Raw genomic sequence first — 18,460 nt, 5'->3', positions numbered from 1 at the left:
TAAAATCACTCTCAAGAGAGTTAGTGAATTGTCAGAAAACGGGGTAGGCGTGGCCGCTTAGCGGCAAATTGCCAGGAAACCGCCGGCCATGAACTTGGCCATATGTTCCTTGACCGCGACGAAATCGTCCGAGCGGCTGATCCCGCCCGAGAGTTTGTCGATCCGCCCGGTCCGCGCGAGCGTCAGCATCAGCGAGCCGGTCACGAAGTGATATCCCCAGAAAATCTTGCGCTCGTCGCAATCGGGCAAGGCGCGCTTCAACAGTTCGATCAGCCGCAGCACGACCGGGTCGAAATGCGTGTCCATCAATTCGGCCCCCCATTCCGGCGTATTGGCGACCTGCGCGCCGAGCTTGGCATAGTTCCGCCAGCCTTCGCCTCCCTCGATATACAAATCGAGGTCGGTATCGAGGAACGCGTGCAATGCGCCCTCCACCGTCGGCTTGCCGCCACAGGCCGCTTCATAATCGGCCAGTGCCTTCATGCGCCGCTCGCTCGTAACCACGGCACGCCGCGAGAAGACGGCATCAAACAGCGCTTTCTTGTCGGCGAAATAGTAATTGAGCAGCGTGTGATGGACCCCGACGCGCTTGGCGACCTCTTTCAGCGTTACGCCATATAGGCCGTGCTGCGAGAACAGCTCTTCCGCCGTATCGAGGATCAGCTCCATCGTCTCGGCGCGTTGTTCGGCCCTGCGCGGTCGCCGTACCTGTTTCGTCTCTTCGCTCACGAGGACCGTCCTTTCAGCCTCCACGCCGGGCGTCAAGGCGCGATCAATCATTCACACGCGTGAGAGTGAGAGTTGACAGCGCGAAGTGTCGCCCACATGATGCCCTCAACGATAAGACGCACGCCGACGGAGAGGTCGCATGGATATTCTGGCAGCGGAGCCGCGCGTTCGGCCGAACACCGCTGCGGCCGCACGGCGACGGGGCATCGTCCTTGTCACGCTGACGTTCGTCTATGTCCTGAACTTTCTCGACCGCCAACTGCTCGGGATCCTGGCCAAGCCGATTCAGGACACGCTGCACATCACCGACGGGCAGTTGGGGCTGATTGGCGGGCTGTATTTCGCCTTCTTCTACTGCTTCATCGCGATCCCCGTTGGCTGGTTCGCCGACCGGACCAATCGCGTGAGCGTGGTTGCGCTCGCCTGTGCGATCTGGAGCGGGGCGACCATCGCTTGCGGGCTGGCGGCGACCTTCCCGCAATTGGTGATCGCGCGGATGACGGTTGGGTTTGGCGAGGCGGGCGGGGTGCCGCCATCTTATGCGATCATCACCGACACGTTTCCGCCCGGCACGCGCGGGACCGCGCTTAGCATCTACAATCTCGGGCCACCGATCGGAGCGGCAATCGGCATTGCGTTCGGCGCATCGATCGCGGCGGCGTTCGACTGGCGCTATGCCTTTATCGCCATCGGTGGGATCGGGGTGGTGACCGCGATCGCGGTGCGGCTGCTGATCCGCGAGCCAGTCCGCGGTGCCCTGGACGATGCGGCAACGACCCGGCCCGCCGACGCGCTGCCCTTCTGGCGGACGGTCGGGGCGTTCTTCACCAATCCCGTATTGCTGCTCGTGTCGATCGGCAGTGGCGCGACGCAATTCGTGACCTATGGGCTCGGCAATTTCGCGGTGCTGTTCCTGATCCGCGAAAAGGGCATGACCCTGACGGAAATCGCGGTGTGGTATGCGATCGCGGTGGCGCTCGGCATGGGCGGTGGGATGCTGATCTCGGGGCGTGTGATCGACCGCCTGATCAAGCGATCGCGGCAAGTCTATGCGATCGGGCCGGCGGTATCACTGGCGATCGCGCTGCCCTTCTACGTCGCGTTCGTCTGGGCTCCGACCTGGCCGCTCGCGTTGATGTTGCTCACCGTGGTGATGTTGCTCAACTATTTCTATCTCTCGGCGTCGGTCGCGCTGGTGCAGGAAGAGGTGCGCCCCGACCAGCGTGTTCTGTCCGGGGCCTTGCTGTTGCTGGTGATGAACTTCATCGGGCTCGGGCTGGGGCCCACCTATGTCGGCGCGGCGAGCGATTATTTCGCTGCGCGCGGCGTGGCGCACGCGCTGCAGGTCGCCCTGTACACGCTGGCACCCGCCTATCTGGTCGCTATCGCCTTGTTTCTGTGGCTCGGTCGCGTCCTGCGCCGGAGCGGTTTCGTCGGAAAGGTTGCCGCATGATCGCGTTTCGCCGTTTCAAAGTTCTTGCTGCCCTTGCGCTGGCGCTTCCTGCCGCGACGCGCGCGGGCGAGACCGCGCCCATCGTCGCCGCCCCGGCGGGGGCGGTGCAGGGGCAAGTCGACGGGTCGATCCGCGTGTTCCGGGGCATTCCCTATGCAACGCCGCCGGTGCAATCGCTGCGCTGGCGGCCCCCCGTAGCGCTGCCGCGCTGGCAAGGCGTCCGCCCCGCCACCGCGTTCGGGCCCGCCTGCGTCCAGCCACAGAGCAAGACGCCGTCGTCAATCTATAGCGGCGATCCGATGCCGGTGAGCGAGGATTGCCTGACGCTCAACATCTGGACGCCCGCCAAGGCGGATAAGGCACCGGTGTTTCTCTGGATCCACGGCGGCGCGCTGGTGGGCGGATCGAGCCGTGACCCGGTGTATGACGGCAAGCGTCTTGCCGAGCGCGGGGTGATCGTCGTGTCGATCAACTATCGGCTGGGCGTGCTCGGCTGGCTGGCCCATCCCGGCCTGAGCGCAGAATCGGCGCAGCATGTGTCGGGCAATTACGGCCTGCTCGACCAGATTGCGGCGCTGCAATGGGTGAAGGCCAATATCTCGGCTTTCGGCGGGGATCCGGCCAGGGTGACGATCGCGGGCGAATCTGCTGGCGGGCTGAGCGTGATGTACTTGCTCGAATCGCCGCTGGCGCGCGGCCTCTTCTCTCGGGCGATTGTCGAGAGCGGCTACATGATCTCGATGCCCGAACTCCGCAAGGCGGTGTACGGAGCGCCCTCGGGCGAGGGGGCGGGGCAAATGCTGGCCGCTGCACTGCAGGCACCCGACATGGGGGCGCTGCGCGGCATCGATGCGCAGACGCTGACCAATGCTGCGGCGGGCATGGGCTATGGCCCCTGGGGCACGGTCGACGGGCGCGTGCTGCCCGAGCAGATGGTCTCGGCCTTCGCCGCGGGCCGACAGGCAGCGGTGCCGCTGCTGGTCGGGTTCAATCAGGGCGAAATCCGTTCGCTGACGGTGCTTGCGCCCAAGGCTCCGGCGACGGCCGCCGATTATGAAAAAGGCATTCGCGATCGCTATGGCGATCTCGCCGATGCGTTCCTGCGATTGTATCCTGCGGCCGACTATAAGCAGAGCATTCTGGCGACGACGCGCGACGCGCTCTACGGCTGGACCGCAGAGCGCCTGGCGCGCACGCAAACCGCGATCGGGCAATCGGCCTATCTCTATCTGTTCGATCACGGCTATCGCGCCGCTGACGATGCCGGGCTGCACGCATTCCATGCCAGCGAATTGCCCTTCGTGTTCGGCACCTTCGATCGCACCCCGCCGCGTTGGCCGCGCGTCGAGGATGTGCCGGTGAACCGCGCGCTGTCCGACGCGATGGCGGACTATTGGGCGAGCTTCGCGCAGGGCGGCCAGCCGGTCGCGGCACAGGCACCGGCGTGGCCCGCGTTCGGCAGCGGCGAAAGCTATCTTCACTTCGCCGACGTGCCGCTGGTCGAAACCAAGCTGATGCCCGGCATGTTTGCGCTCAACGAAACGGTGATGTGCCGCCACAAGGCGACCGGCAAGATCGGATGGAACTGGAACGTCGGGCTGGCCGCACCGAAGCTTCCGGCGGCGAGCGCGGAATGTCCTTGAGCGTGCCGGCGCAGCCCCCCCTTGGGAGGCTGCGCGCCTCGCTACCGCGCTACCTTGGTTAGCGGGATGGTCCCCGCGGCAAGCTCGGCATTAAGCCGCAGCTTGTCGATCTTGCCGGTCGCGGCGAGCGGCATGGCTTCGATTTGCGCGACCTGGTCGGGAATCCAGAAATCGGCGACCTTGCCGCGCAACAGCGCGATCAGCGTAGCGGGCGTTACGTCCGCCTCCGCCGTCTCGACGATCAGCACGGGGCGTTCGCCCCATCGCTCGTCGGCGCGCGCGATCACCGCGACGTGCCGCACCGCCGGGTGCATCCCGACCAGCGCCTCGATCTCGTTCGGGTTGATCCATTCCCCGCCCGATTTGATCAAATCCTTGGCGCGACCGCAGATCGTAAGATTGCCCTCGCCATCGATCATCGCGAGGTCGCCTGTGTCGAAAAATCCCTCTTCGTCGAGCGCGTCGCTCTGCGCCTTGAAATAACGGTCGAGCACGCTCGCCCCGCGCACCTTGAGATGACCGAGCGTGCCGCGCTGGCGCGCGAGCGTTACCCCCGCTGCATCGGTCATCTTCAACTCGACGCCAAGCGGGGGGCGGCCCGACGCGCCGCGGCTCTGCGCGGTCGGATAAGGCGGCGATATCGTGCCGGTCGGCGACAATTCGGTCATCCCCCAACTCGTCTGGACATGCACGCCCAGACGCTCTTCGATCCGGCGGATCAGCGCTTCGGGACAGCTCGATCCGCCGATCAGGACACGCTCAAGGTCGGGCAGCGTTTCGCCCGTGCGTTCGAGGTGATCGACCAGCCCAAGCCACACGGTCTGCACGCCGACCGCGATGGTCACGCGCTCGTCGCGCATCACGCGCGCGAGACTCGCGCCGTCGAGCATCCGCCCGGGCAGGACGAGCTTGGTGCCCGCCCCCGGCGCGGCGAACGGGAGGCCCCAGCCGTTTGCGTGAAACATCGGTACGCCGAGCAGCAGCACATCGCGCGCGGTCAGTGCCATCGCATCCGCCTGCAGCGCGCGCAGCGTGTGAAGATAGTTGGAACGGTGGGTGTAGACGACACCCTTGGGTCGTCCGGTCGTGCCCGAGGTGTAGCACAGCCCTGCAGCGACGGTCTCCGCAAAGTCGCCCCACAGCGTTTCGGCACCATGCCGTTCCAGCAGATCGTCATAGGCCCAAAGCCGCGCCGGATGCGTGCCGATCGGGGAGCCCTGCGGCAGGGGAGCGTCGATTACCACCACATGCGCGACCTCGGGACAGTCGGCAAGGACGTCGCGCAACACCGGCAGCAGATCCGCCGCGACGACGATGACACGGTCCTCGGCTTCGTTGATCATCGCCGCGAGATGCGCGGGCGTCAGCCGTGGGTTGAGCGTATGGCATACAAGCCCGATGCCCATCGCGGCGTAATAGGTTTCGAGATGCGCCTGGGTGTTCCAGGCCAGCGTCCCGATCCGGTCGCCGAACCCCAGGCCCAGCGTGCGCAGCGCCCCCGACAGGCGGTTGCTCCGCAGGCGCAAGGCACCATAGCCGATCCGTCGGACCGCCTGCCCGGCATCGGCCTCTACGATCTGCGTATCACCGAACCACTGTGCGGCATGATCCAGGAACTTATCGACGGTCAGGCCGTATGTTTGCATGGTGCTTTCGAAACTCGCGGGTAAGGGCCGCCGCCTGCACAGGCGACGGCCAGGCGGTACAGGTCAGAACGTTTTGAGCACCTTGACGCCGTACTGGCGTGGCGGCCCGGCGAAATCGAGGCCGCTGTTGAGCGCCGCGACATAATGCTGGTCGGTCAAATTGGTGCCATAAGCGGTGACGGTCCAGCTCTTGTGCTGGAACGCCACCTGCGCTCCGAGAATGTTGCGCTCGCCGAGCCGATCGCCCTGCGCTGCATTCTCGAACAGCGTTGCCCATTGCGCCGCGATATGCCCGAAATTGACGCGCGGGGTCAGCGTGTCGCCGCTCGCGAAACGATGTTCGTACGAGGCACCAAGGTTAAAGGTGAGGTTGGGCGCGTAGGTCTGCTCGCGCCCCTTTAAGTTGAGGCAGGTCGCGGTGGCGGGGCCGGTGGTTGGCGAACACGGCGCGAACGATCCGCCGGTGCGCGTGTCGAGCGCGTAGAACTGCGCCAACTCACTGTGCAAGGCGTTGATCCCGGCGTCGAAGGTGAAGCTCCCCAGCTTGAAATCGGCCTCGGCTTCGAAGCCATAGATCTTGGTCGTGCCGGGGACGTTGATCTCGAAGCCGAACACCGGCAGCGTCGGATACCCCACGATCACCTGGAAATTTTCATAGTCGTTGTAGAAGGCGTCGATCGTCGTGTGGATGCGGCCGCCGGCGAAATTCGCCTTCCAGCCGGCTTCATACGAACGCACCTTTTCGGGCTGGAATGGCGGCGTGGCCAGTCCTGACCCCACCGGCACGTTGATCCCGCCCGGGCGGAAGCCGGTTGCGACGAAGCCGTAGAGATAGTTGTTAGGGTCGATCACCCAGCCGAGCGATGCCTTGTACGAGAAATTGTTCGATTTGATCTGCTGGTCGTCGCGCAGCAGCAGCCCGTTCTGGTTGATGTCGACATGGTTGGTCGATTGGCTGGCGGTGTAGCGCCCGCCCAGATCAACCGTGAGCCGCGGCGTGATCTTGAAGCCGACCTGGCCGAACACCGCGAGCGAGCGCTCGGGGTTGCGCCCTTGCAGTGTATATTGCCCGGCGGTGGTGCCGAGCGGCTGCCCGGCACCGGGCGCGTCGATCACGAATTGGTAGGGCGGCAGCCAGAAATAGGTATTCCACAGCCCGAACGCGCCGACCAACCAGGTGAACCGCTGGTTATCGGGTGAGATGAGGTTGAATTCCTGGCTGAACTGCGTTTCGGTGGTGGTGTCGAAGAAGATGTAATTTTTCTGCGCGGGCGTAGTCGGCGTGGCGGCGACATTCGCGGTCGCGTTGGTGCCGTCGAGATCGGCGCGGTACAGCGTGTTGCCGGTCTGGAAGCCGCTGATCGAGCGGAACTTGACCCCACCGGCAAATTGGTAATCGATCTTGAGCACGGTGCGGACGAACTTGTCGCGCGCCTCCTGCGGCATGTTGGCGGTGATATCGAACAGGTCGCGGTAATTGGGGTTGGCGATGGTGCCGCCCGCCAGTGTCAGCGTCTTGGAGCGATTGGTGAACGGGTCGGCCGGATAGGCCCCCATGTCGAGATAATCGAGATCGGTCTTGGACAGGATCGACAGGCGATCGGTCGGTTTCCACAGGAAGCTGATCCGCCCCGCGATCGAGCGTACGCTGCCGTTATTGCCGGTATAGGCCGCGCCGCCGGGTCCGGTAATGTGGTAGAAGCCGTCTCGCCGCTCGCCCGAAAAGGCAACGCGCGCGGCGAAGGTGTCGCTGATCGGCAAATTGACCGCGCCCTGCCCGTTCAGATCGTTATAATTGCCGTAGCTCGCAGCGAGATAGCCGTGCGAGCCGCCGCCGATGATCGGATCATTGGTGTTGGCAAACACCGCGCCGCCCGTGGAATTCTGCCCGACCGACGTGCCCTGCGGCCCGCGCAGAATCTGGATGTTGGCGATGTCGAAATAGGGCTCTTCCTGGAAATAGCCCGGAAAGGTCGGCACGCCGTCGCGATAGGTGATGACGCCGGTGGTGGTCTGCGAATTATGCTCGGCCTTGCCGATGCCGCGAATGTTGAACTCCAGCCCCTGGCCGAAATTGTTGACGACGACGCTCGGCACCGCAAATTGCAGCGCGTCGATATTGACGACGCCCTTATTGGCAAGATCCGCCCCGGACAGCACCGACGCAGCGATCGGCGTCTGCGACAGCTTGTCGTTGCGGCGCAGCGCGGTGACGACGATATCCTGGCTGCTATCGCCGGGCGCTTCCGCCGTTGTCGCGGTCCCCACCGGGGCCGGTACCGTTTGCGCGATTGCCGCGCCACTCGAGGTGAAGGCCAGCGCCGACGCGCTCAGCAACCAAGCACAGCTTTTCATAAGAAGACTTCCCCATCCTCATCCTGACGCGCTCTGCGGCGCGATGGTGATGCGATGCCTGAGTTTTTGCCTTAGTGCAACATTCATTCTCTGTAGAGTTAACGAAAGTGCGATTTGACGGGCGGGCGCGGTGAAGCGGTCTCCGAAGCCGGGCGCGGCCTCGACCCTGCGAACCCTCAACACACGGGCCAGGATCGCCCGCGCCTAATCAGTCGTCCCTGGATTCGAGCAAGGTGCGGAGGCGCTCGGCATCCGCTGGCGAGGCGGGGTTATAGACAATCATTCCGAGCTCGGGCCGCCCTTCGACTGCGAAGGACGAGAACTCCATCGCAAGCGGTCCAGCGGTCGGATGATGGATGCGCTTCACCCCTTCGCCGTGCGCGGCGACATCATTGTCTTGCCACAGCGCTTCGAATTCCGGGCTGACCCGACACAACTCCGTCACCAATTGGGTGACGGCGGCGCTGTCATTGGCCCCTGCGCGCGCTACGTCGGCGCGAAAGGCACCGACAACAAAGCGGGCGATACCGTCCCAATCCGCATTGCGGGCGCGGACGTGGTGGCTGTTGAACATCAGGCGAAGGATGTTGCGCTGCTCGCGCGGCAGCTTGGCATAGTCGGTGAGCATCAGAGCAGCGCCGCGGTTCCACCCAACGACATCCCACATCGCGGTCTTGATGATCGCGGGACTGAGCACCATCCCGTCCAGCACCCGCTGGAGCCGCGGCGAGATGCCGTCGACCGGCTGGTAGCGCGCTTCCGGCGGGCGGCCGAGGCCGAGCATGTAGAGATGCTCGCGCTCCGGTTCGGTCAGCAAGAGCCCCTTGGCGATTCGGTCGAGCACATCGGCCGACGGCGCGCCCCCGCGCCCCTGCTCGAGCCATGTGTACCAGGTCGCGCTGATATTCGCCCGGCTGGCCACCTCTTCGCGGCGCAACCCCGGCGTGCGCCGTCGCCCGCCGCCGAATCCCAGTGCCACCGGGTCGAGGCGTGTGCGGCGATCCCGAAGATACGCTCCGAGCAGAGAGGGCGCGTCGCTTGCCATGCGCAATCCTGTTAGGTGTTATACCCTGATACCGTCCCTACTTTAATACGGTATGAAGCGCGACGATACGCCCCTTCGCAAGAAGGAGACTTTTCCATGCGCATATTCCTGACCGGCGCGACCGGCTTCATCGGCTCACACATTATCCCCCAACTGCTCGATCGCGGCCACCGGGTGCTTGGGCTCTCCCGCTCCGACGCCGGTGCCGAGCAGCTTGAGGCGGCCGGTGCCGAGGTTCACCGCGGCGACCTCGAACAGCCCGAGACACTCGCCAGCGGCGCTGCGGCGTCCGATGCGGTCATCCACTGTGCGTTCGATCACAATTTCGCGACGTTTTTCGAAAATACCAAGAAAGACGAACGCAACATCGCCGCAATGGGCGCGGCGCTGGAGGGGACATCGAAGCCGATCCTGATCACCTCTGGCGTCGGCATTGGCACGCCGTTGAACGGCGGCACTGCGACCGAGGATGTGCTCAACCCGCACCACGCGAATCCGCGCATTGCGACCGAGCTTGCCGGCGCTGCGCTGATCGCGCGACGGATCGACGTACGCACCATCCGGTTGCCGCAGGTGCACGACACCAGCCGGGCCGGGCTCATCACTCCGTTGATTGCCGAGGCCCGCCGCGCTGGAGCAGTGGCGTATCTCGGCGAGGGACAGACGCGCTGGTCTGCGGCGCATGTCCGCGACGTGGCGAAGCTTTACGTTCTGGCACTGGAGAAGGGCGAGCCCGGCGCGCGGTACAACGCCTCGGTCGAGGAGGGGGTGTCGGCACGCGCCATCGCCGAGGTGATTGGAAAGGGGGCCAATCTACCGGTCCGCTCGATCATGCCCGACGAGGTCGAGCAGTATTTCGGCTGGATGGCCCCCTTCGCAGGGCGCGACATGATCGCGTCGAACGCCTGGACCGTCGCGCGGCTGGGATGGGAGCCGACGGGGCCAGATCTGCTCAGCGATCTCGCGGCGCTCGACTATCGCTGATCCTGTTGGTTCCGCCCAAAACGGCCGCCGCCGGTGAGGATTGAACCGGCGATCTCAGCCTTCGCAGCGTTGGTGTCGGGTGAAAATAGAAGCGGATCATTCCTGGCCTGCCCTGCTGCCAGCATGGCGACACGCCAGCGCTTGCGCTTCATTGAATGTCCGCGATCAGACCGTCCTGCAGCCAGGAGGTCAGATAGCGCCCGCCGGCCAGGACCGCTTCCTCGACGCCAATCGTTTCCGCGAGCCGATCACACAGTTGGGCAAAGCTCAGGCCGGACGCAGCGAGCCGGATCGCGTCCATCTCGGTCCGCTCGATTGTCGCAAAATGCGGCTGCAGGTCCACCCGCCAAACTCGAACCCATGCCGGTTCGGGCAGCATCTGTGCGGCGGGCACTTCACCGCCGGCTGCGATCGCCGTCCAGATCGCACCGCAATTCGTCTTGACTGGGAGCAATGCAAGGGTTGGCACGAAGTGGAGGACTGCATCGTCCCAATCGATCTCGGCAAGGCGAGCCGGATCGAAGGGCGACGCATCGGGACCGTCGAACGCGCGGCGTAATGCCCAGTCGAGCGCGGCGATCTCGGCGACCTCTGGATCTGCGGGATAGCGGGCGTCGATCGTGTCGGCGAAGCCGATCCCGTAATCGCCCAGCGTCCAGCTCGTCGGGGCATGAACAGCGATATGATGGCGCGCCGCGGCTTCGAAAGCGTCGTCTCCAAGCCACGCCCAAAGCCGCTCGTAGCTGTCCTTCAGACACGCAACCAGCTGAGCGCGGTAGGCATTGTGGTAGACGGCGAGCCCCGGCCCGGCGTCCCCGTTTACCGCAACCGGAATATCGGTGGGTTGGTCGAGCAGGAAGTCCAGGAACGTCCGCTGCAGGGCGAGCAAGCTCATGCCGCGACCGCCATCGCTTCGGCGGCGATCCGGCGGGCGATGTCGAGCTCGGACAGCAGCTCCGCAAGCGGCGGGATATTGTCGTCGCGTTCGATCATTGCTGCAACCCGGCCCCAGTCGCGGGTAGATCCGGCTGAACAGGTTCCAGACCGGATCGGGAACCGGTTGGTCGTGCGTATCGATCAGGCGCTCGCGCCCCTGGCTATGGCCCGCGAGATGGATCTGGCGGACGCGATCGACGGGGACGCCAGCCAGATACTCATAGGGGTCGAAGCCGTTATTGGTTCCGCTCACATAGATGTTGTTCACATCGAGGAGGAGATAGCAGCCGGTCCGTTTGGTCATCTTGGTAAGGAACGCCCATTCGGTCATCTGGTCATCGGCAAAGGTCAGGTAGGTCGATGGATTTTCGAGAACGAGCGGCCGTTCGAGCACGTCCTGAACATGGCGGATGTTGGTGCAGACCGCATCGAGCGCCTCTTCGGTGAACGGCAGGGGCAGAAGGTCGTGCGAATTGACATGCTCGACCCGAGACCAACTGAGATGGTCGGACACCTGAACCGGCATTCTGCCTGAGGAACCCCCGATGTCACGTGCAGCCGAACTCAAGGCCATAGACGCCGATTTCCTGACTAGGATGCCGACCGATATCGCTGCCGCGATGTCCAAGACCGACCTCGCCCTGGTCGCGTCGGGCATCCTCGACGCCGCCCTGACGGCGGGCAACCAGGCACCGGACTTTGCGCTGAGCAATGCGCGTGGCGGTGTGGTGCGGCTATCCCATACGCTCGCCTCTGGCCCGGTGGTGCTCAGCTTCTACCGCGGCGGTTGTCGGCGCTCGCGCGCCGCAAAGCGGCATAGGTGGCGCATGGGACGCGCCACCCTCAGCCAGGCCCACCGGGTCTACGCATTGTCGGAGACGCTCTTAACGTCGTTCGCGCAGGCGAATATCCCGTACGCGGTAGAGGTGCTCCTGCTCCTTCAGTTTGCCGAACCGCTGATCGCGCGGGCCCTGGCGCATGTCGCGACCGCCCTTCCCAATCTCGCGCGTTGGTTCGCCAGGCATGACGCGGGTTCAGAGGGTCGGATCGCCATCGCGAAGGCCAACCCAGGTGCGGCCGGCTGACCACTCTCGCACTTTCACCCGGCGCGGCCGCAGAGTTACTGATCCACGGTCTTGGCCTTCAACGTCTTCAACTGCGCGATGGTGGCCGATGCCAGCGCGTCCGGCGGCGCGACCGCCATTCCCGTCCAGGTTACACGCCCGGAACCATCGACCTCCTCCATCGACAGGGTCGAGATACCGTTCCACAAGATCAGCCGCGAGCGGAACCACAATTGCCGCCCGTGCTTAACCGGGCCGGGCGGTGTCGGTGCCGCGATGACATCCACCCCCATCCGCGCCAGGCGGTCGATGAGGAGCGCCTGTAATGCGGTCGCAAGCGGGCGATACTGCGCCTGCCCCGTGTCGTTGGCGGTGGGAGTGACGACGAGCGTCAACCGGTCGCTGGATTGAGGTCGCATTGCCAGAAAGCCCGCGCCGAGCAGCGCTATGACCGCCACCGCAATTGCCAGCGATCGCAACACGTTTCGTCGGGCAGGGGTGACGGGGGGCGGTGCTGCGACGCGCGGCACCGCGTCACTCAGCCGGTAGCCGCGTTTGGGAATCGTCGTGATGAAGCGGGGCGCGCTCGCGTCGTCGCCAAGGGCACGGCGCAGGTCCGCAATGACGACCGCGACGCTATTGGGGCTGACCGAACGGCCTTCCCAGACCTCCGCGAGAATCTCTTCCCGCGACACCGGACTACCACGGCTCCGGCACAGCATGTCGAGCGTGCGTGCGGCACGGTGCTCGAGCGGCACTTCAGTGTCGCCCGCGGTCAAGCGCGTTCCGGCCGCGTCGAACGTCCACGTCCCGATTTGCCACTGCGTCGGCGTCGTCATGCCACCGCCCTAGCATCGGCCGTTTGCAAAGTGGAACGCCGATTGACGGTACGGCCGATTGGCGACCCCAGGCGAAACGGATCGTCGCGCCTGAAGTCTTGCCGTGTCGCGTGCCATTACATCGCTTCCGGCCGCAGCCTCATCGCAGGGTCAACCCCGCGGGCTGTTCGAAGCGTGCCATCGCCGCCCAACCATAATGATCAGGCCGCAGCGTGCCGTCGGGACGCCGCCACGCGTCGTCAGTGGCAAGGACCAGCGTGTTCTTGCCCTTGTGGAGGTGTACTTCCACCCGGGCGTTGTCGGGCGCAAACCGGCCCGCCGGTGCCAGCCGCTTTTCGGCCGGATAATAGAAGTTCTCGCCACTATAAATCTGTGCGCCGTTGAGAAACAGCCACGCGCGGGGAACGAAACCGAGGTCGAGCGTCTTAGTGCCGTCGGCGACCGCATCAATCTCGACCTTGAGCCAGGCGATTTGTCGGCGCGGGCTGTCATTCTTCGGAATGGCACGGGCCAAATTGGCGAGACCGTCCGGTTCGGCTTCGAACCGCTGCCAGCCGGTGTTGGGTATGTCATTTGCGCTCGGAATGCCGTTGGCGGGCGCATGGGTGACGGGACCGAGCAGCCAGTGATGGACGACGCCCGGCGGTGCGACATCGACCGGCAACGGCGCGGGCGACCCCTTGTCTTCGGGCCGAACAACGACATTGGCGAAGATGGCTGGTCCCTTCACGGCGATCCCGCCGCGATCGGCGATGCCCTGCAGCCGCGGCACATCCAGCGATGGTTCGCCCGCGTGGTTAACGAACAATCGCAGCCGCCCGTCCGCGATCACGATGCGGAGGTGGTTCCAGCCGGACGCCACGACCGGCGCACTGTTCTGGAAGCGCGAATAGGCGTTCCACTGCATGCGCCCATTGGTAATCGGGGCATATTGCACACAATCATTGGCGGCCGGGCAATCCGGGTTGGCGCGCAGATAGACGAACTCGGCGGTATCCGCGTCGCGACGATGCAGCACGATCCCGGTATCGGCGTAAGCGAGCGGCTTGATATCGAATTCGATCGTTCCCTCGGCGAAGGTGCCGACTTTCAGCACGGCAAATCCTTCGGAGACGGTCATCAGCCCCTCGGGGAAGGCTTCGTCGGACGCGAACGTCGCTTTCTCCCCCTGCCAGGTCTCGGTGGTCATGGGATAGGACGTCGCGATCGCTGTCGAAGACGCAGCCGACACGGCGCAGGCTGCCAAGCTCAGCGCCACCGCGCCAAGGGGAAGGCACTTGGGGTAGCGCAGGAAACGATAGGACATGATCAGGCTCCGATGAAGAGGAAGCCCAAGTGCAGAGCGCCTGCACCGATGTCGCATAAAGAGAAGATAAAGGACGTAAAGATACCCTGCGCCAATACCACCGAAGCACCGTATGGACACGAACGGGTACGGACGGCCGAGGTCGGGTAAGGCCAAGGTCGTTACCGATCGCAACAAAATTGGCAGGGCCTTGTGGCCGCCTACAGAGCGCTCACACGCGCCTCGAGATCAGGGTCGTAAGCCCTATCTTTGCCCCGAAGGGCATATCTCACTCACTTTAGAAAATGGTGCTGCCGGTGAGGATTGAACTCACGACCTCAGCCTTACCAAGGATGCGCTCTACCACTGAGCTACGGCAGCATGTCCACGAAGCGCCTTACGGCGCGGGCGGAAGCGGCCTAAGAGCCGCTGGAGCGGACATTGTCAAGGAGCGTGTGGCGAAGTGACGACGAAAGACGAGGAAAAAGCTGCACGGCTGGCGGCGGCGCTGCGCGAAAACCTGAAACGCCGCAAGGGCCGCGCCCGCGCCCTGGACGCGGGTGCGACCGCCAGCACTCCGGATGCACCTAAGCAATAGGCGCGCATTTTTCCGCCAGCCAGGCGCGCTCGTCGGCACCGAGATAGCCGCCAATCACTTCGACGACGCGCGCATGATAGGCATCGAGCCAGGCGCGTTCGGCGGGGCTCAGCATCTCCGCGACGATCAGCGAACGTTCGATCGGGCAGAAGGTCAGCGTCTCGAAGCCCAGCATCGTCGCGCCGTGCGCGAAGGGCCGTTCCTCGACCAGTAGCAGATTTTCGATTCGGATGCCGTATTCGCCGGCTTTGTAATAGCCCGGCTCGTTCGACAGGATCATGCCCGCGCGCAGCGGTTCCGCCGCACCACCGCCGGGATAGGTCGGCGGCGCGATGCGCTGCGGGCCTTCATGCACCGACAGATAGGCGCCGACGCCGTGGCCGGTGCCATGCGCATAATCGAGCCCGATCTGCCACAAGGGCGCGCGGGCGAACGAATCGAGCTGCCCGCCGGTGGTGCCGGCTGGGAAGACCGCGGTGGCGAGCGCGATATGGCCCTTCAGCACGCGGGTGAAGCGGTCGCGCATTTCGTCGGTCGGCGTGCCGATCGGCAGCACGCGGGTCAGGTCGGTCGTGCCATCGGCATATTGCCCGCCCGAATCGACCAGATAGAGCTGGCCCAGTTCGAGCGGTGCGTTCGATTCGGGGGTCGAATGGTAATGCGGGCTCGCGCCATGCGCGCCGGTCGCCGAGATCGTGTCGAACGAGGTGTCGAGCAACACGCCGGTTTCTTCGCGAAAGGCCTTCAGGCGATCGACGCAAGAGAGCTCCGTCAGGCCGCCCTTGGGCGCTTCCGCCTCGACCCAGCGCAGGAAGCGCGCGACCGCCGCGCCGTCGCGCGCGGAGGCAGAGCGGTGGCCAGCGGTCTCGACCGGGTTCTTGATCGCCTTGGCCAGCACCACCGGATCACGCAGCGGCAGCACGGTGGCACCGCCCGCGGTCAGCGAATCGAAAATGGCGGACACGGCGCGCTCGGGGTCGGCGGCGATGCGCTTGCCGGCAAAGCCATGCAAGGCACCGGCAAAGGCGTCGCGCGGATGCAGGCGAATCGCATTGCCGAGATGCTGGCGCACCGCGTCGGTCACCTTTTCGGGCGCGATGAACAGGTCGGCAGTGCCATCGGCATCGACGATCGCATAGGCCAGAGCGACGGGGGTGTGCGCCACGTCGCTGCCGCGCAGGTTGAGCGTCCAGGCGATCGAATCGAGCGCGGTCAGCACCACCGCATCGGCCTTGGTCTCGGACAGCCAGTCGGCGATCTGCGCGCGCTTGGCAGCCGAGCCGAGCCCGGCATGCACATCATCCTGCACCGTCAGCACGGCAGTCGAGGGGGCAGGGCGGTCGCTCCACACCGCATCGAGCGGGTTGCGCTCGACCGCGACCAGTTCGGCCCCGCGCGCGGCCAGTGCGGCGCGGGCATCGGCGACCCACGCGCTGGTGTGCAGCCACGGATCATAGCCGATCCGCCCGCCTGCCGGGGCATGCTCGCCCAGCCAGCGTGCGACATTGCTCGCGGGGACGGCGACATAGGACCAGTCGTCCGCCGACACTTGCTCGCGCACTTGCAGCGTATAGCGGCCATCGGTGAAGATCGCGGCGCTGTCGGCCAGCACCACCGCGCTGCCGGCCGAGCCCTGAAAGCCGGTCAGCCAGGCCAGGCGCTGGGCATAGGCCCCGACATATTCGGACATATATTCATCGGTCAGCGGCACGACGAAGCCATTGAGCCCGTCTTTTGCCAATTGGGCGCGGAGGGCGACGAGACGGGCAGCATAAGCGGACATGGGGAGCTTTCGGGAGCAGGAGGGTAGTTCAAGGTTAGGCCAAATGGGGGGTGTTTGTCAGGACAAAAGTCCGCAGCGACAGAAGCCGGGCAGTGCGGACGGTGCCATGCCCCGCGATCGCCGCGAAGACTGACCGAGGTCGGCACGGTAGGATGAGAGCCGATGCCCACCGTTCGCGCGCGCGTCGTCTATAATGAGGCGGCATCGCTTTTTCGCTGGAAAGTCATCCCTTCATGTCCATTGCCAAGCGCCTTCGCATCGGCTCGGCCTTGATCACGGTCACCATGTTGCTGGCCATCGTGATCGCCGCATACGGCATCAATCTGGTCCGGATTGGGGGCCCGATCGGTGAACAGATCCAGGCGGAATCGGATTATGTCGCCGACATCCTGCCGCCGCCCGAATATGTGCTCGAGCCGTTTCTCGAGGCGACCTTGCTCGCCAACCATCCCGACCAGGTCGATATGCGCGCGACGCGGCTGGCGGCGCTGCGCAAGGCCTATGACGAGCGGCACGCGTATTGGAAGGGATCGACGCTCGACCCGGCGCTGGTGAACGCCTTGACGCGCGATGCCGATGCGCCCGCCCAGCGGTTTTGGACAGAGGCCGATCATATGATTGCCGCCGCCCGCGCGCGCGACGGTGCCCAGCTCGCCCGCAGCTATGCGAGTCTGTCGGAAGCCTATGCCGCACACCGCACGCTGATCGATGCCGCAGTGACGCTGGCGGGCAAGCAACAGGCCGATCTCAAGGCCCATTCCGAGACCACGCTGACAATTACCGCGATCGCCTTGCTCGCGCTGGCCGTCACGATTCTCGCGCTGGCGATCGGATCGCGTCTGTATCTGACGCACAAGGTCATGGCCCCGCTGGCGGATTTGGTCGAGGCGACCGGCGCGTTGGCCGAGGGGGCCGACCGGAGCGTGCCGAGCCTCGAGCGGACCGACGAGCTCGGCCAGATGGCGCGCGCGGTGGAGACCTTCCGTCGCGCCGCCGCCGACCGCGCGGCGCAGGAGGCGCAGGCCGCGTCTGAGCAAAAAGAGGTTGCGGAGGCGCTCGGCCAGGTGCTGCGGACGATGGCAGCGGGCGACCTGCGCAGCGGGGACGCATTGGCGTTTCCGCCGGGTTATGCGGAGGTCAATCGCGATCTCAATGGCGCAGTCGAAACGCTGCGCACGATGGTCAAGGCGGTGGTCGAGACGACCGCGCAGATCAACACCTCCTCGGAGGCGATGGCCCGCAGCATGGAGGACCTGGCCCGGCGGACCGACAGCAGTGCCGCCGCGCTCGAGCAGACGTCCGCCGCGCTTGGGCGCATGGAGGATCGCCTGCGCAGCACGGTGCAATCCGCCCGCAAGTCATCGGAGGGGTCGCAAAAAACGCTCGTCGCGGCAGGCGAAGTGCGCGCGCGCACCGATGGTGCGATTGCGGCGATGGAGCGCGTCTCCAGCAGCGCGGCCGGCATTGATGATGTGATCGGCGGGCTCGACAAGATCGCCTTCCAGACGCGCGTGCTGGCGATGAACGCGGCGGTCGAGGCCGGGCGCGCGGGCGATGCTGGGCGCGGCTTTGCGGTTGTCGCAGACTTGGTCTCGACCTTGGCGATGCGCGCGGAGGAGGAGGCCAAACGCGCCCGCACTCAACTCAGTGCCACGCAACAGGAGGTTGCGGTTGCAGTGGAAGCCGTTGGCCTGGTTGATGGCGCGCTTGAAACCATCACGACAAGCTGCTCCGAGGCGGTGGTGCTGACGCAAACGATGACGAACGATAACGTCGCTCAGGCCGATGCGATCGGCGAAATCACCAGCGCGGTGGCGCAGCTCGACCAGATCGTGCAGCAAAATGCCGCGATGGTCGGCGAAACCTCCGAAACAGCGGCGACGCTGGCGCGCGATATCACGACGTTGGCGGCGCGCGCAGCCGCGTTCCGGTATGAGGATCGGACAGAGGATGCGCCGAGCGCGCTCGAGCAGAATAGCCGTCCGGCGCCCCGCCGCGCGCCAACCGGGCGTGGGGTTCGCCTGGCACCATCGCGGACGCTCCAGTAAGTCAGGCCACGCCACGCTCGACTTGGCGCGCGCCAAGCTTGTAGGGTGGGGG

At 65.2% G+C, this 18,460-nt stretch carries 15 protein-coding genes, 1 tRNA gene and 1 pseudogene; 6 read left to right on the top strand and 11 right to left on the bottom strand.

Going from position 1 to position 18,460, the window contains the following annotated elements; genetic code table 11:
* Positions 1-57 precede the first annotated feature (57 nt).
* Complete coding sequence (locus H4W01_RS17635) at positions 58-669, bottom strand: TetR family transcriptional regulator (protein ID WP_010405374.1); 612 nt, start codon at positions 667-669, stop codon at positions 58-60.
* Positions 670-868: 199 nt separating this feature from the next.
* Here H4W01_RS17635 and H4W01_RS17630 point away from each other — a divergent pair, with 199 nt between their 5' ends.
* Both H4W01_RS17630 and H4W01_RS17625 read left to right on the top strand, forming a co-directional pair.
* On the top strand, positions 869-2,182 hold the full coding sequence (locus tag H4W01_RS17630) for a spinster family MFS transporter (protein ID WP_209612677.1): 1,314 nt from the start codon (positions 869-871) through the stop codon (positions 2,180-2,182).
* Positions 2,179-3,825 carry a carboxylesterase/lipase family protein gene (locus tag H4W01_RS17625; protein WP_209612676.1) on the top strand — a complete coding sequence of 549 codons (1,647 nt, stop codon included), beginning with the start codon at positions 2,179-2,181 and terminating at the stop codon, positions 3,823-3,825. The genes H4W01_RS17630 and H4W01_RS17625 overlap by 4 nt, the downstream gene beginning before the upstream one ends.
* A gap of 41 nt (positions 3,826-3,866) precedes the next feature.
* On the opposite strand, the gene H4W01_RS17620 is transcribed toward H4W01_RS17625, so the two are convergent.
* The 3 genes from H4W01_RS17620 to H4W01_RS17610 form a co-directional block, all read right to left on the bottom strand.
* A complete protein-coding gene (locus H4W01_RS17620; RefSeq protein WP_209612675.1) occupies positions 3,867-5,471 on the bottom strand; it encodes an AMP-binding protein in 1,605 nt (534 codons plus the stop codon).
* A gap of 63 nt (positions 5,472-5,534) precedes the next feature.
* Positions 5,535-7,826 carry a TonB-dependent receptor gene (locus H4W01_RS17615; protein ID WP_209612674.1) on the bottom strand — a complete coding sequence of 764 codons (2,292 nt, stop codon included), beginning with the start codon at positions 7,824-7,826 and terminating at the stop codon, positions 5,535-5,537.
* Between the two features lie 208 nt (positions 7,827-8,034).
* Positions 8,035-8,871, bottom strand: coding sequence for a helix-turn-helix transcriptional regulator (locus tag H4W01_RS17610; protein ID WP_209612673.1), 837 nt, complete (start codon positions 8,869-8,871; stop codon positions 8,035-8,037).
* A gap of 96 nt (positions 8,872-8,967) precedes the next feature.
* Here H4W01_RS17610 and H4W01_RS17605 point away from each other — a divergent pair, with 96 nt between their 5' ends.
* Entirely contained in the window at positions 8,968-9,855 is an 888-nt protein-coding gene (locus tag H4W01_RS17605; protein WP_209612672.1) for an SDR family oxidoreductase, read from the top strand.
* Here H4W01_RS17605 and H4W01_RS17600 read toward each other — a convergent pair.
* The 3 genes and pseudogenes from H4W01_RS17600 to H4W01_RS17590 form a co-directional block, all read right to left on the bottom strand.
* Complete coding sequence (locus H4W01_RS17600) at positions 9,846-10,007, bottom strand: hypothetical protein (RefSeq protein ID WP_209612671.1); 162 nt, start codon at positions 10,005-10,007, stop codon at positions 9,846-9,848. The two genes, H4W01_RS17605 and H4W01_RS17600, sit on opposite strands and share 10 nt — an antisense overlap.
* Entirely contained in the window at positions 10,004-10,750 is a 747-nt protein-coding gene (locus tag H4W01_RS17595) for an HvfC/BufC family peptide modification chaperone (protein ID WP_209612670.1), read from the bottom strand. The genes H4W01_RS17600 and H4W01_RS17595 overlap by 4 nt, the downstream gene beginning before the upstream one ends.
* Positions 10,747-11,314, bottom strand: a pseudogene (locus H4W01_RS17590) (DUF692 domain-containing protein); the annotation flags it as partial. The gene H4W01_RS17595 and the pseudogene H4W01_RS17590, both read right to left, overlap by 4 nt.
* Before the next feature lie 22 nt (positions 11,315-11,336).
* Here H4W01_RS17590 and H4W01_RS22890 point away from each other — a divergent pair.
* On the top strand, positions 11,337-11,876 hold the full coding sequence (locus tag H4W01_RS22890; protein ID WP_334685327.1) for a hypothetical protein: 540 nt from the start codon (positions 11,337-11,339) through the stop codon (positions 11,874-11,876).
* A 35-nt stretch (positions 11,877-11,911) separates the two neighbouring features.
* Here the strand turns inward: H4W01_RS22890 and H4W01_RS17575 are convergent, their stop codons facing one another.
* The 3 genes from H4W01_RS17575 to H4W01_RS17565 form a co-directional block, all read right to left on the bottom strand.
* The gene (locus H4W01_RS17575; protein ID WP_209612669.1) at positions 11,912-12,694 is read right to left on the bottom strand and encodes a winged helix-turn-helix domain-containing protein; all 783 of its coding nucleotides are present in this window, start codon (positions 12,692-12,694) and stop codon (positions 11,912-11,914) included.
* A gap of 139 nt (positions 12,695-12,833) precedes the next feature.
* Positions 12,834-14,000, bottom strand: coding sequence for a hypothetical protein (locus tag H4W01_RS17570; protein WP_209612668.1), 1,167 nt, complete (start codon positions 13,998-14,000; stop codon positions 12,834-12,836).
* Positions 14,001-14,285: 285 nt separating this feature from the next.
* Positions 14,286-14,360: transfer RNA gene (locus tag H4W01_RS17565), tRNA-Thr, on the bottom strand.
* An 82-nt stretch (positions 14,361-14,442) separates the two neighbouring features.
* Between H4W01_RS17565 and H4W01_RS22885 the strand changes: the two genes are divergently transcribed.
* The gene (locus H4W01_RS22885) at positions 14,443-14,577 is read left to right on the top strand and encodes a hypothetical protein (RefSeq protein WP_334685326.1); all 135 of its coding nucleotides are present in this window, start codon (positions 14,443-14,445) and stop codon (positions 14,575-14,577) included.
* Here the strand turns inward: H4W01_RS22885 and H4W01_RS17560 are convergent.
* Complete coding sequence (locus tag H4W01_RS17560; protein ID WP_209612667.1) at positions 14,567-16,360, bottom strand: aminopeptidase P family protein; 1,794 nt, start codon at positions 16,358-16,360, stop codon at positions 14,567-14,569. The genes H4W01_RS22885 and H4W01_RS17560 overlap by 11 nt on opposite strands.
* A 233-nt stretch (positions 16,361-16,593) precedes the next feature.
* On the opposite strand from H4W01_RS17560, the gene H4W01_RS17555 reads away from it, so the two are divergent.
* Positions 16,594-18,408, top strand: coding sequence for a methyl-accepting chemotaxis protein (locus H4W01_RS17555; RefSeq protein WP_209612666.1), 1,815 nt, complete (start codon positions 16,594-16,596; stop codon positions 18,406-18,408).
* Positions 18,409-18,460: the final 52 nt, after the last annotated feature.

The organism is Sphingomonas sp. PL20, from assembly GCF_017875905.1.
Lineage (GTDB): Bacteria > Pseudomonadota > Alphaproteobacteria > Sphingomonadales > Sphingomonadaceae > Sphingomonas > Sphingomonas echinoides.
This window is presented reverse-complemented; position numbering and strand designations above follow the sequence as displayed.

What these genes read in the sequence shown, in the direction of transcription:
- H4W01_RS17610 (WP_209612673.1), bottom strand. Translation starts at nt 8,871, where the DNA reads ATGGCAAGCGACGCGCCCTCTCTGCTCGGAGCGTATCTTCGGGATCGC.
- H4W01_RS17625 (WP_209612676.1), top strand. Translation starts at nt 2,179, where the DNA reads ATGATCGCGTTTCGCCGTTTCAAAGTTCTTGCTGCCCTTGCGCTGGCG.
- H4W01_RS22890 (WP_334685327.1), top strand. Translation starts at nt 11,337, where the DNA reads ATGTCACGTGCAGCCGAACTCAAGGCCATAGACGCCGATTTCCTGACT.
- H4W01_RS17595 (WP_209612670.1), bottom strand. Translation starts at nt 10,750, where the DNA reads ATGAGCTTGCTCGCCCTGCAGCGGACGTTCCTGGACTTCCTGCTCGAC.
- H4W01_RS17635 (WP_010405374.1), bottom strand. Translation starts at nt 669, where the DNA reads ATGGAGCTGATCCTCGATACGGCGGAAGAGCTGTTCTCGCAGCACGGC.
- H4W01_RS17615 (WP_209612674.1), bottom strand. Translation starts at nt 7,826, where the DNA reads ATGAAAAGCTGTGCTTGGTTGCTGAGCGCGTCGGCGCTGGCCTTCACC.
- H4W01_RS17560 (WP_209612667.1), bottom strand. Translation starts at nt 16,360, where the DNA reads ATGTCCGCTTATGCTGCCCGTCTCGTCGCCCTCCGCGCCCAATTGGCA.
- H4W01_RS17600 (WP_209612671.1), bottom strand. Translation starts at nt 10,007, where the DNA reads ATGAAGCGCAAGCGCTGGCGTGTCGCCATGCTGGCAGCAGGGCAGGCC.
- H4W01_RS17570 (WP_209612668.1), bottom strand. Translation starts at nt 14,000, where the DNA reads ATGTCCTATCGTTTCCTGCGCTACCCCAAGTGCCTTCCCCTTGGCGCG.
- H4W01_RS17605 (WP_209612672.1), top strand. Translation starts at nt 8,968, where the DNA reads ATGCGCATATTCCTGACCGGCGCGACCGGCTTCATCGGCTCACACATT.
- H4W01_RS17630 (WP_209612677.1), top strand. Translation starts at nt 869, where the DNA reads ATGGATATTCTGGCAGCGGAGCCGCGCGTTCGGCCGAACACCGCTGCG.
- H4W01_RS17555 (WP_209612666.1), top strand. Translation starts at nt 16,594, where the DNA reads ATGTCCATTGCCAAGCGCCTTCGCATCGGCTCGGCCTTGATCACGGTC.
- H4W01_RS17620 (WP_209612675.1), bottom strand. Translation starts at nt 5,471, where the DNA reads ATGCAAACATACGGCCTGACCGTCGATAAGTTCCTGGATCATGCCGCA.
- H4W01_RS17575 (WP_209612669.1), bottom strand. Translation starts at nt 12,694, where the DNA reads ATGACGACGCCGACGCAGTGGCAAATCGGGACGTGGACGTTCGACGCG.